General features: G+C 46.8%; 11 protein-coding genes. All 11 read left to right on the top strand.

The window, feature by feature from the left end; genetic code table 11:
- Positions 1–14 precede the first annotated feature (14 nt).
- The 11 genes from ABVF09_RS09500 (at position 15) to ABVF09_RS09550 (ending at position 12385) form a co-directional block, all read left to right on the top strand.
- Entirely contained in the window at positions 15–653 is a 639-nt protein-coding gene (locus ABVF09_RS09500; RefSeq protein WP_051382206.1) for a bifunctional 4-hydroxy-2-oxoglutarate aldolase/2-dehydro-3-deoxy-phosphogluconate aldolase, read from the top strand.
- A gap of 23 nt (positions 654–676) precedes the next feature.
- Positions 677–1669: a 2-dehydro-3-deoxygalactonokinase gene (locus ABVF09_RS09505; protein ID WP_161993071.1), complete on the top strand. Its 993-nt coding sequence runs from the start codon at positions 677–679 to the stop codon at positions 1667–1669.
- A 22-nt stretch (positions 1670–1691) separates the two neighbouring features.
- Complete coding sequence (gene dgoD / locus ABVF09_RS09510; RefSeq protein ID WP_026571046.1) at positions 1692–2840, top strand: galactonate dehydratase; 1149 nt, start codon at positions 1692–1694, stop codon at positions 2838–2840.
- 473 nt (positions 2841–3313) lie between these two features.
- Positions 3314–3991 carry a GntR family transcriptional regulator gene (locus tag ABVF09_RS09515; RefSeq protein WP_371069080.1) on the top strand — a complete coding sequence of 226 codons (678 nt, stop codon included), beginning with the start codon at positions 3314–3316 and terminating at the stop codon, positions 3989–3991.
- Between the two features lie 191 nt (positions 3992–4182).
- Positions 4183–5322 (top strand): Gfo/Idh/MocA family protein, encoded by a 1140-nt coding sequence (locus tag ABVF09_RS09520; protein WP_026571044.1) that lies wholly within the window; start codon positions 4183–4185, stop codon positions 5320–5322.
- A 35-nt stretch (positions 5323–5357) separates the two neighbouring features.
- A complete protein-coding gene (locus tag ABVF09_RS09525) occupies positions 5358–6446 on the top strand; it encodes a Gfo/Idh/MocA family protein (RefSeq protein ID WP_371069081.1) in 1089 nt (362 codons plus the stop codon).
- A gap of 37 nt (positions 6447–6483) precedes the next feature.
- Positions 6484–7884: a glucuronate isomerase gene (gene uxaC, locus ABVF09_RS09530; RefSeq protein ID WP_371069082.1), complete on the top strand. Its 1401-nt coding sequence runs from the start codon at positions 6484–6486 to the stop codon at positions 7882–7884.
- A gap of 20 nt (positions 7885–7904) precedes the next feature.
- Positions 7905–8996 (top strand): mannonate dehydratase, encoded by a 1092-nt coding sequence (uxuA, locus tag ABVF09_RS09535; RefSeq protein WP_371069083.1) that lies wholly within the window; start codon positions 7905–7907, stop codon positions 8994–8996.
- A complete protein-coding gene (locus ABVF09_RS09540; RefSeq protein WP_026571040.1) occupies positions 8980–9828 on the top strand; it encodes an SDR family oxidoreductase in 849 nt (282 codons plus the stop codon). Before uxuA ends, ABVF09_RS09540 begins: the two co-directional genes overlap by 17 nt.
- Positions 9829–10067: 239 nt before the next feature.
- Positions 10068–11648 carry a glycoside hydrolase family 43 protein gene (locus ABVF09_RS09545; protein ID WP_371069098.1) on the top strand — a complete coding sequence of 527 codons (1581 nt, stop codon included), beginning with the start codon at positions 10068–10070 and terminating at the stop codon, positions 11646–11648.
- An 86-nt stretch (positions 11649–11734) separates the two neighbouring features.
- Positions 11735–12385 carry a ThuA domain-containing protein gene (locus ABVF09_RS09550; protein WP_026772225.1) on the top strand — a complete coding sequence of 217 codons (651 nt, stop codon included), beginning with the start codon at positions 11735–11737 and terminating at the stop codon, positions 12383–12385.
- The last annotated feature ends 6 nt before the right edge of the window (positions 12386–12391 follow it).

Raw genomic sequence — 12391 nt, forward strand, 5'->3', positions numbered from 1 at the left:
AAGGAGGAATGCAGATGAATAATGCTATAGATTTGGTGAAACAAGAAAAAATCGTCTCGATTATCAGGTTAGAACAAGCAGATCAAGTGGAAGCAGTAGCACGAAGTCTTTATCGGGCCGGCATCAAAATCATCGAGGTCACCATGAACACTCCAGGGGCACTGGAAGCAATACGTACGATAAACCATATGCCGGAAGCGATACTAGCAGGTGCGGGAACTGTCCTGGATGCTGCCTCGGCAAATGCGGCAATCCGTGCCGGCGCCAAGTTTTTGCTTGCCCCTACCTTGAATACAGAGACAATCAAGACGGGCAACCGTTACGGGGTGCCGGTCATACCTGGAGTGATGACGCCCACGGAGGCGCTTACTGCTCACGAGGCTGGTGCCAGGATGGTCAAGGTTTTTCCCGTCCGTTCACTCGGACCGGCTTTCGCCAAAGACATAAAAGGTCCATTGCCACAGACTGAATTGATGGCGGTCGGGGGCGTTTCAGCAGAAAATGCCGGGGAATTTTTCAAAGCTGGCTGGGATGCCGTCGGAATCGGCGGTTCCCTGGTCAACCCGCAGCTCGTCAGGGAAAAACGGTTTGAAGAAATTGAAACGGAAGCTAAAAAATTGGTACAAGCCAGAGACAAATCGAATCAGTCATAGAAATAGAAAGCGGGGAGGAGACATTGCATCATCGTATTTTTATCGATACAGGCACAACAAACTCCCGGATCCGGCTCCTTGACAGTAGAAACGGAAAGATAATGGATACGTATAAACTTGCAATCGGTGTGAAAAACGCAGCTGTTGCAGGGACAAATCAGATACTGAAGGAAAAATTGGCTGATGGAATCAAGCAGTTGCTCGAAAACAATCAGCTCCAAGCAGCAGATATCCGCTTCATTGCAGCGTCCGGCATGATCACCTCTGGACTTGGTTTGCATGAAGTCCCCCATGTGGAAGCACCCGCCACATTGTCCGAGGTTGCTTCCAATGCAGAGATTAAGCAGGAAAAGTGTTTTTTATCGATCCCAACTGTCTATATTCCAGGTATGAAAAACAGGATCGATGGATTAGCGGATATCAATGACTATGACGTCATGCGAGGGGAAGAAGTGGAAACCTACGGGTTGTTGCAGCAAATTCTCCCGGAAGGAAAGGGGCTGATGATTTTGCCCGGCTCCCATACAAAGTACGTATTTGTGGAGGAAGAGCAAACGATTCGTTCCTGCATGTCCACGCTGGGAGGGGAGATGCTGCAGGCAATCAGCGAGCATACCATCCTGGCCGGCTCTCTTGACAGTCAGTTAATAAAGACAGTCGATGCCGAAGCGTTGGAAAAAGGGTTTCAGGCAGCTTCTACATACGGTTTAACCCGCAGTCTTTATCAGGTAAGGCTGTTGGACTTGTTTTCCGAATGGACAATCAATCAACGAGCGAACTATCTTGTGGGGGCTGTTCTGTATGAAGATATGAAGTCTCTCCAAACAATCGTTCTTGAAAAATCACAGCTTGACTGGGTCATTGTCGGAGGATCCGACCCGCTGCGAAAGGCTTTCTCTCAGCTGTTGAACACACATTTTACCGACTGGCATGTGATGGAAGCAACCGATGAACAGGTCGACCGTTCTTCTGTCCTGGGTGCCTGGGAAGTCGCTTCTGTAAAATTTCCGGAATAAAATTAGTAGAGGAGGAATCGTGATGAAAATAACCGAATATGAACTGTTCCAAGTACCGCCACGCTGGCTGTTTTTGAAAATAAGCACGGATGAAGGAGTCGTCGGATGGGGAGAGCCTGTCATCGAAGGAAGAGCGCACTCTGTGAAAGCGGCCGTAGAGGAATTGATGGAATACTTGATCGGTAAAGATCCTCTGCAAATCGAGGATCATTGGAACGTCATGTATCGTGCAGGTTTTTACCGAGGCGGTCCCATACTGATGAGCGCCATCGCAGGTATCGACCAGGCGTTGTGGGATATGAAAGGGAAATATTATAACGCCCCGGTGCATCAGCTGATGGGCGGCCGTTGTCGGGATACCATCAAAGTATATTCCTGGATCGGCGGCGATCGGCCCTCCGATGTCGGCACAGCTGCCAAACAGGCAGTCGATACAGGATTCACTGCAGTAAAAATGAACGGAACCGAAGAATTGCAGTATATCGATTCTTATGAAAAAATCGATCAGGCGGTCGAACGAGTTGCCGCCGTAAGGGATGCAGTCGGAAAAGGAGTCGGAATCGGCATCGATTTTCACGGCAGGGTCCATAAACCGATGGCGAAAATCCTGGCAAAAGAATTGGAAGCTTACCGGCCGATGTTCATCGAAGAACCCGTACTGTCAGAAAATGAGGAAGCTTTCAAGGAGATTGCCCGCACTACCCATATTCCGATTGCCACAGGTGAGCGGATGTTTTCCCGTTGGGACTTTAAGAATCTTCTGGCCGACGGTTATGTCGATATCATTCAGCCGGATTTATCACACGCTGGAGGCATAACGGAATGCAAAAAGATTGCATCGATGGCGGAAGCATACGATGTCGCCCTGGCGCCGCATTGTCCGCTGGGACCGATAGCGCTGGCAGCGTGTCTGCAGGTAGACGCCAGTTCACATAATGCTTTCATTCAAGAACAAAGTCTTGGGATTCATTACAATAAAGAAAATGACATCCTGGATTATATCAAGGATCGCAGTGTGTTTGCCTATAAGGATGGTTATGTCGCCATTCCGGACGGTCCCGGTCTTGGCATCGAAGTAGATGAAGACTATGTCCGTCAACGTGCTAAAGAAGGCCACAATTGGCGTAATCCTGTTTGGCGGCATCGGGACGGAAGCCTTGCCGAGTGGTAAGTCTGTATAATTTCCGGTAATCGGGCGAAAAGAATAGAAGACAAAGCCGAACGATGATTCAAAATCTCAAGGATTTGAACGCGTTCGGTTTTTCTTTTCTTGCGGAAAACCTTGGCGAAAAAACCGTTCGATCCTGCTCCTATAAATAGTGCAAACATACCCTTTGGCCAGGTACTTCGCTTTTTCCTGGCGCGGTTTCCGCTAACTTGCCAAAGAAAAGGTTGACAAGTGGATTTCCATATCTCGCATTTTATTTCCGGCAGGCGCAGGAGCGGGAGAAACGCCCTTCAAATGCATTTCATCCATTGCTTGAAGTTGGAAATGAGCCCACATTTACGAATCCGTATAGACCACATGAGGAAAGAGATAAAAATATTCTCCAGAAAGTTGAAAAATACGTTGTTTCTCTATATAATTAATCTAACTACCATACTAGTATTATAATCTTCGGTTTCTTACCGATGGAGGTGAGGATGATTTCTACTATCAAACGTATCAACGGATCAACGAGAGATTTTGTCTATGAAACAGTAAAGCAGCAAATTATCAATTGGGAATTAGAGCCGGGAACAAAGATTTCGGAAAAGGAAGTGGCTGAAAAGCTGGAAGTCAGCCGTACGCCTGTCAGAGAAGCATTTATGAATCTTGCGCAGGAGGAATTGCTCGGTGTCTACCCGCAAAGCGGCACACGTGTCTCGCAAATCGATTTAAGCCTAGTGGAAGAAGGTCGTTTTGTCAGAGAGAATATTGAAAGAGCCATCGTGAAAGAGGCCTGCAAGAATTTTGAGGAAGATCAATTATTTCAGTTAGAAACGAATTTGACGATGCAGGACCTATGTCTGGAAAAAGGGACACACCACCGACTTTTCGAGCTGGACGATGCGTTTCATCGTTTGTTGTTTGAAGGGAGCGGCAAAAAACGGACATGGGAAATGATAAGAAAAATGAACACCCATTTTGATCGTCTGCGGATGCTGAGACTGGCGTCCAATCCGGATTGGGATGTACTTGTTTCCCAACATAAAGATATTTTCGGATACATTTCCAAGAAAGAGGAAGATTTGGCCGAGGAAGCTATGAAAACACATCTGCATCTAGTCGATTTTGAAAAAGAAGAGCTGAAAGAACGCTATCCAAGCTATTTTAAATAAGGTTGGTTATCCCTGAAAAAGAAGAATAGAGGATAGCTATTCTTTTATATAATTTGAAAGCGGTATCATCACTCTCGATTTAAGCGAAATATAAATCCGCACTCGCATCCACTGATGGAAGAGCTATTTTGAACTGCCATATTAATATCATGGTTGTTGTTGAATAAAATGTAAAAGGAAGGGGTTTGACTATGATTCATGTTGCGATCATCGGGACGGGGGCGATTGCGCCTTCTCATATCAAAGGGTACCTGCAGTTTCCGGAAAGGTGTAAAATCACAGCGGTTTGTGATCCGGATATTGAAAAAGCCCGAAACACAGTAAAGTCATTTGGCATATCTGCCGATGTTTATTCTGATTATCAGGAACTTGCCAAACTGCCGGAACTTGACTTGGTTTCCGTCTGTACGCCTCCCTACACACACGCTCCCATATCGATCGATTTTTTACGTCAGGGAAAGCACGTTTTAGTGGAGAAACCGATGGCTTCCTCCTTGAAAGAATGCGACGAGATGATCAAGGCGGCAGAAGCCAGCGGCAAGATCCTGTCTGTCGTTGCTCAAAACCGTTTCCGCACGGACTTGATGAAGTTGAAAGCGATCCTGGATAAGAACTTGATTGGACCGGTGCTACATACCCAGGTCGATTCCTTTTGGTGGAGGGGACACAGCTACTATGACTTATGGTGGAGAGGGACATGGGAAAAAGAAGGCGGTGGATGCACATTGAATCATGCAGTCCACCATATCGATATCTTCCAGTGGATGAATGGAGTTCCTTCCGAGATCACAGCTGTGACCAGCAATACGGCTCATGACAATGCAGAAGTGGAAGATTTATCAATAGCTATCGGTCGTTACCAAAACGGCAACCTGGCTCAGATCACCAGTTCGGTTGTCCATCATGGGGAGGAACAGCAATTGATTTTCCAAGGAAAAAACGCTCGTGTTTCCTATCCCTGGAAGGTAGTCGCCTCCCGGTCAAAAGAAAATGGTTTTCCCCTTCAAGATGCGGAGCTTGAAGAAAAAATTGAATCGGTATACAACCAACTCCCCGATTTAGAATTCGAGGGGCATACTGGACAAATTCAAGACGTGCTCTCCTGTATCGAAGAGGGAAGACAAGTATTGGTCGATGGCAAACAGGGACGGCAGACGCTTGAATTGATTATGGCAATCTATCATTCTGCAACTTTACAAAAAACAGTCAGCCTCCCTTTGGCAAAAGATGATCCCTTTTATACAAGAGACGGTGTCATGCAGCATGTTCCTCGTTTTTACGAGAAAACGACATCTGTACAAGGGTTTGATGATAATACCATTACAACATGACAACCAGAAACGGAAAAAAAGGAGGAGAGGGGTAAATGAATAAGCAGGACGGGATGAATTATGCTCCTACAGGGGCGGCCGAACAAGTAGTGGGTAAAGGAGAATTCAAGTTCGCTGCAGTCGGACTGGATCATGGTCATATCTACGGTATGTGCAACGGTTTAATCGAATCAGGTGCAGAGTTGGTTGCTGTCTATGATCCGGATTACGATAAAGTGACTGCATTTCAACAAAAGTTTCCAGGGGCAGAGGCTGCTCCATCTAAACAAGCCGTGCTGGATAATCCGGAAATTCACCTGGTGGCAAGTGCCAATATTCCGGCAGACCGTGGTGCTTGGGGTCTGGAAGTGTTGGGTCACGGCAAGCATTTTTTCATCGATAAGCCTGCTTTCACTTCCTTGGAACTGGTAAAAGCAGCCCGTCGAAAAACGATTGATACCGGGTTGAAGTGGGGCATTTATTATAGCGAACGTCTTCATGTGGAGAGCGCGGTATATGCCGGACGGCTGATCGAAGAAGGAGCAATCGGCAGAGTGGTGCAGGTGATCGGTACCGGTCCGCACCGCGCCAATCCAGCCAACAGACCGGATTGGTTCTTCGATCCTGAACGGTATGGCGGTATTTTGTGTGACATCGGCAGTCACCAAATTGAACAGTTCCTCCATTTTGCAGGTGCGGAAGATGCGGAAGTGCTTCATAGTAAAGTGGCCAACTATTCTTTCCCGAATCATCCCGAATTCCAGGACTTTGGCGATGCAACGTTGGTTGCCGACAATGGAGCAACCTTTTATTTCCGGGTTGACTGGCTGACGCCGGATGGACTTGGCACCTGGGGAGACGGCCGGGTATTTATTCTCGGGACAGAGGGGTACATCGAAATTCGGAAATACATCGACGTCGCTAGGGACGCTGCCTCGGATCATTTGTATTTAGTCAATCAGGAAGAAGAGAAACATTTCGAATTGAACGGAAAAGTGGGTTTTCCATTTTTCGGGTCGTTCATCCTCGATTGTCTGAACGGGACGGAAAATTCCATGACCCAGGAGCATGCATTCCGGGCTGCCGAGCTGTGTATCGAAGCACAACAACAGGCAGTGCACATCCATCGAGGTGGAGCAAAATAAACCGGTACATAACCAACGAAATGAAAAGAGGGATAAAGTGAAAGCATTTATGGATGAGGACTTCTTGTTGGAAACCGAAACAGCAAAACAGCTTTATCACGACTATGCAAAAGCGATGCCGATTTTTGATTACCATTGTCATTTGACAGCAGAGGAAATCGCCGTGGATAAACGTTTTTCTTCGCTGACGGAATTATGGCTGGAAGGGGATCATTATAAGTGGCGGGTACTAAGGGCTAATGGTGTGCCGGAAAAATATGTAACCGGATCAGCAGGGGAACGGGAAAAATTCGATAAATGGGCAGAAACAATTCCGCATTTAATCGGTAATCCACTGTATCATTGGACACATCTGGAATTGAGGCGGTGCTTCGGAGTAACCGACACGCTTTCCACGGCAACTGCTGACAAGATATGGGAAGCATGCAATCAGAAAATACAGTCTCCATCGTTTAGCGCAAGGGAAATTGTCCGTTCTTTTAATGTGAAGGGACTGTGTACGACCGATGATCCGGTGGATTCACTGGAATATCACAAACAAATTGAACAGGACCCTTCCATAGACTTTAAGGTTTTGCCGACATTCCGGCCGGATGCTGCGCTGCATATTGAAGGGGCAGGATTCAGGGAATGGCTGGAGCGGTTGGAGAAAGCATCGGGCGGTGACATCACCAGTTACCAGGACTTTTTGCATGCCCTGGAAAAAAGAATCGATTACTTTCACGAATCCGGCTGCCGGCTGTCAGACCATGGGTTGGATTCTCCTTTCTTTTTGACTGCAACCAAGGAAAGGTGTAGTTATATTTTTAAAAGAGCCGTCAATAACGAGCGGATCAGCACACAAGAAGCCGCTCAATTCCGAACAGCGGTGCTGGTACACTTGGGGAAATACTACGCTGAAAAAGGATGGGCGATGCAGCTTCATATAGGCGGACTGCGCAACAATAACAAAAGGATGGAAGCTGAAATCGGACAGAATACGGGATTTGATTCGATTGCTGATTTTACGTATGCCTCCGATTTATCTAACTTTCTGAATGAACTCGATAAAACAGGGAGTCTGCCGAAAACCATACTATATAATTTGAATCCGCGTGACAATTATATGATTGCATCGATGGCCGGAAACTTTCAGGGGGATGTACCAGGGAAAATTCAATTCGGGACTGCCTGGTGGTTCAATGATCATATCGAGGGAATGGAAAATCAAATGAAGACGCTAGCCAATGTCGGGGTTTTCTCCCGATTTATCGGAATGTTGACAGATTCCCGGAGTCTGCTTTCCTATACGAGACATGAATATTTCAGGCGGATATTGGCAAATTTGATCGGGGAATGGGTGGAAAACGGTGAAATGCCGGCTGATATCGACTGGCTGGGCAAGGTGGTACAGGATATTTCATACCACAATGTTTGTCATTATTTAGACATAGATTGATAGATAAGGGCGTGTTAGACATGAAAATGGTATTCCGCTGGTTTGGCGAAGGAAACGACAGTGTGTCGTTGAAACATATCAAACAGATACCGGGAGTTGAGGGGATTGTATGGGCATTGCATGATCTGCCGGTAGGTGAGGTGTGGCCTACGGATCGCATTCAAGAAGTGAAAAAACAGGCAGAGGATCATGGGTTTCATATAGATGTAGTAGAAAGTGTCAATGTCCATGAAGATATAAAATTGGGATTGCCATCAAGAGATAAGTTTATTGATCACTATATTCAAACAATCAAAAATTTGGCTGCAGCCGGAGTAAAGGTGATTTGCTATAACTTCATGCCGGTTTTTGATTGGACACGGACCGAATTGTTCCGGCAGCATGAAGACGGTTCGACGGCACTGTATTTTGAAAACGAGAAAATCCGGAACTTGGATCCATTGGAGCTAGTCGAGACAATTTCCGATAATGCCGCCTATACGATGCCGGGGTGGGAACCGGAAAGGCTTCAGTATTTAACGAAGCTTTTTGACCAGTATCGTGGGATGACGGAAACAGACTTGTGGAACAATCTGCGCTATTTTCTCGAAAAAGTAATACCAGCGGCAGAGCAACACGATATCAAGCTGGCGATCCATCCGGATGATCCACCATGGTCGGTATTCGGACTGCCGAGAATCATCACCAGTAAGGAAAATATCCGACGGCTGCTGGATCTGGTGGACAGTCCAGCCAACGGGATCACGTTGTGCAGCGGTTCTCTCGGTGCCAATCCGGATAACAATGTTGCGGACATGGTCCGGGAATTCGCCGGTCGTATCCATTTTGCCCACATCCGCAACGTCAAGACAATGGACAATGGCAGCTTTATCGAAACCTCCCACCGTACTTCCGATGGTTCTGTCGATATTTACGATATCGTGAAAGCATACAAGGAGACAGGATATTCGGGTTATGTCCGTCCCGATCACGGACGACATATTTGGGATGAAGCTTGCAGGCCAGGCTATGGCCTTTATGATCGTGCACTCGGGATTATGTATTTATGGGGCATTTGGGATTCATTGCTACGGACTAGAGAGGAGGACAATCTATATGCTGCCGGTAAATGATAATTTAAAAGGAAAGGTAGCTGTGATCACCGGAGGAAGCGGCGTATTATGCAGTGCCATGGCACGGGAACTTGGCAGGCAGGGAGTGAAAGTCGCCATCCTCAACAGGCAAATAGAAAATGGAAAAAAAGTAGAACAGGAGATTAAGGAAACAGGAGGGCAGGCAATGGCTGTCTCCTGTGATGTCTTGGACAGACAAAGCGTGGAACGTGCCGAGGAATTCATCCGTGAAAAATTCGGCGTTTGTGATATTCTGATAAACGGGGCGGGCGGAAATCATCCGGAGGGAACAACCACGAAGGAAAACTTTCGAGTGGAGGATTTAGAAAGCAATGATTTGCTGACCTTTTTTGATTTAACCATCGAAGGCTTTCAGTACGTTTTCAATTTGAACTTGATCGGAACGGTGATTCCCACTCAGATTTTTTCAAAACAAATGGCCGAAAGAAAAGGCGCAGTCATCATCAATATGTCTTCCATGAGTGCGCCTTCTCCGATGACGAAGGTGCCGGCATACAGTGCAGCCAAAGCCGGCATCGACAACTTTACCCAGTGGCTTTCTGTCCACATGGCCGATGTCGGCATCCGAGTGAACGCCATCGCCCCGGGCTTTTTCTTGACAGAGCAAAACAAAAACTTATTGACGAACAGTGATGGATCACTGACGGAACGATCAAACAAAATATTGTCGCAAACCCCCATGAAGCGTTTTGGAGAACCAGAAGACCTGCTCGGCACTTTGTTATGGTTGGTGGATGAAAATCTATCCGGGTTTGTAACAGGCACCACTATCCCGGTTGATGGAGGATTTATGGCTTATTCGGGTGTATAAGACGGTAAAAGCTCTGCCGGAGAATTCACTCCGGCAGTTTCTTCGTTTTATCGGACAATCGGCCTGTAATTTCATTTTAACCCCCTGCTGTTTATTTGACAGGGTAACAAATGCGGAACGGATAAAATAGTTGCCACTATCGCGACAGGATTGATAAGATGTCTTTAGTTAGTTCATACGTTAAACAAAGGTGAATATTTTTGAAAACGCTAACAAAAAGAAGAAAGCGGGGGAAAGGCATGCAGATAACCAATCCGATTCTTCCTGGTTTTCATCCAGATCCGTCGATTCTGCGCGTAGGCAATGATTATTACATAGCAGTTTCGACATTTGAATGGTTTCCTGGGGTGCAAATTTATCATTCGAGGGATTTACTTCATTGGGAGCTGTTGACTCATCCACTTACTAGAAGCTCCCAGATTCAATTGACAGGCAATGCTAATTCGGGTGGAGTATGGGCGCCTTGCTTAAGTTACTCGGATGGCGTCTTTTATTTACTGTTTACCGATGTGAAAAGCCGCAAAGGCGCCTTCAAAGACACACATAATTATTTGGTCACAGCAGAAAAAATTACTGGTCCGTGGTCGGATCCGATATTTTTGAACAGCAGTGGCTTCGATCCTTCGATGTTTCATGATGAGGACGGGAAAAAGTGGATGCTCAACATGATTTGGGATCATCGCAAAGGGAAGAATTCTTTTGCCGGCATTGCCCTGCAGCAATTTTCCACAAAGGAAAACAAGCTGGTCGGCCCCGTTCGGAATATTTTCTCCGGAACGGAACTGGGAGCAACGGAAGCACCTCACCTATACAAAAAGGATGGTTACTATCACTTAATGATGGCTGAGGGAGGAACCAGCTATGACCATGCTGTCACCATGGCAAGGGCGGCATCTATCACGGGGCCGTATCTTCCGGACCCGGACAATCCAATTCTCACTTCGGATAAAAGCAAGAGCGATGAACTTCAAAAAGCGGGTCACGGGAGTTTAGTGGAAACACAAAACGGTGAGTGGTACCTAGCCCATCTTTGCGCACGCCCGGTTGGAGATCACAAGTGCATTCTCGGAAGGGAAACAGGTTTGCAAAAATGCTACTGGACAAAGGATGGCTGGCTTCGCGTGGAGAGTGGGCCCAACCCGCAATGGCAAGTGCAAGGACCTGCCTTGAAAAAGGCGCCGGTCGAAGTAGAAAGCAAACATGATGACTTTCGGGAAAAGGAGTTGAAGCGTTATTGGAACGCTTTAAGACAGCCTTTTTCCGAGAATTGGATTTCGTTAACTGAAAGAGAGGGATATCTGCGGTTGAAAGGGGGCGAATCATTAAACTCCTTGCATCGTCAGAGCTTGATAGCCCGCAGGCTGGAAAGTTTTCATGCCATCGTAGAAACCGCTGTCGATTTCCGGCCGGAAACTTTTCAACAAATGGCAGGTTTGATTGTGTACTATGACACGGATGACTATGTTTATCTAAGAATCAGCCGTGATGAACAACTGGGCAAATGTCTCGGAATCCTTCATAGCAAATACGGTATATATGATGAACCGCTGCCAAAAGATATTCCGCTCCCAGACCAAGCACTTTATTACCTGCGAGTCGAGATAGACAGGAAAGACCTGCAATTCGCTTACTCTCTAGACCAGAATACATGGAATAAAATCGGTGATGTAGTGGATATCAGTCATCTTTCTGATGATGCTACTGAGCTGAATTCACTTCGCTTTACGGGGACGTTTGTAGGCATGTGCTGTCAGGATTTAAGTGGAGGGAATCGTTCTGCCGATTTTCATCACTTTTATTATACTGAACAGGACATCTAAGCATGTACTCAAACACACCACGGACACCGGCATCTAATTTGTGATTGTTCCTTATGTATGTCCTATAGGAAGGAAGGAAATGAGAAATGAAAAAAGCATTGATATTTCAAGGCGGATGGGAAGGGCATGAGCCGGCCGAGGTCGCTGGAATTTTGGCAGACATTCTACAAGAAGAAAAGTTCGAAACGAAAATCACCGGTTCGTTGCAAACGCTGGAACGAGATGATTTAAGCGGCTATGACTTGATCGTGCCGAATTGGACGCAGGGGGAAATTGACGATGAGCAGCTCATGCCTCTACTGGAAGCGGTGGCATCCGGAACAGGACTGGCAGGACTGCATGGCGGATTGGGTGACTCTTTCCGCAGGGCGACCGATTACCAATTCATGGTCGGCGGGCAGTGGGTGGCCCATCCTGGGAACGACGGCGTAGAATACATTGTTCGCATCAACGATCCAGGCCATCCACTAACCCATGGAATGAAGGATTTCACCGTCGTTTCCGAACAATATTATATGCATGTCGATCCAGCAGTGAATGTTCACGCCGTCACTACTTTTCCGGTGGCAGACGGACCGCATGCAGGGAATGGAAAAGTAGACATGCCAGTTGTCTGGACAAAAAAGTGGGGAAGCGGGAAGGTGTTCTATTGTTCTCTCGGCCATGCTGCGGATATTGTCAGGATGCCGGAAGTAACGGCAATGATGAGGAATGGGTTTAACTGGGCTGCACGATGATACAAG

Source organism: Sediminibacillus sp. JSM 1682029 (assembly GCF_041366435.1).
GTDB classification, from domain to species: Bacteria; Bacillota; Bacilli; order Bacillales; family Amphibacillaceae; genus Sediminibacillus; species Sediminibacillus terrae.

Excerpts from the sequence above, each read along its gene's own strand:
- ABVF09_RS09550 (WP_026772225.1), top strand. The coding sequence starts at position 11,735 with ATGAAAAAAGCATTGATATTTCAAGGCGGATGGGAAGGGCATGAGCCG.
- ABVF09_RS09500 (WP_051382206.1), top strand. The coding sequence starts at position 15 with ATGAATAATGCTATAGATTTGGTGAAACAAGAAAAAATCGTCTCGATT.
- ABVF09_RS09525 (WP_371069081.1), top strand. The coding sequence starts at position 5,358 with ATGAATAAGCAGGACGGGATGAATTATGCTCCTACAGGGGCGGCCGAA.
- ABVF09_RS09540 (WP_026571040.1), top strand. The coding sequence starts at position 8,980 with ATGCTGCCGGTAAATGATAATTTAAAAGGAAAGGTAGCTGTGATCACC.
- ABVF09_RS09515 (WP_371069080.1), top strand. The coding sequence starts at position 3,314 with ATGATTTCTACTATCAAACGTATCAACGGATCAACGAGAGATTTTGTC.
- uxuA (WP_371069083.1), top strand. The coding sequence starts at position 7,905 with ATGAAAATGGTATTCCGCTGGTTTGGCGAAGGAAACGACAGTGTGTCG.
- ABVF09_RS09545 (WP_371069098.1), top strand. The coding sequence starts at position 10,068 with ATGCAGATAACCAATCCGATTCTTCCTGGTTTTCATCCAGATCCGTCG.
- dgoD (WP_026571046.1), top strand. The coding sequence starts at position 1,692 with ATGAAAATAACCGAATATGAACTGTTCCAAGTACCGCCACGCTGGCTG.
- ABVF09_RS09520 (WP_026571044.1), top strand. The coding sequence starts at position 4,183 with ATGATTCATGTTGCGATCATCGGGACGGGGGCGATTGCGCCTTCTCAT.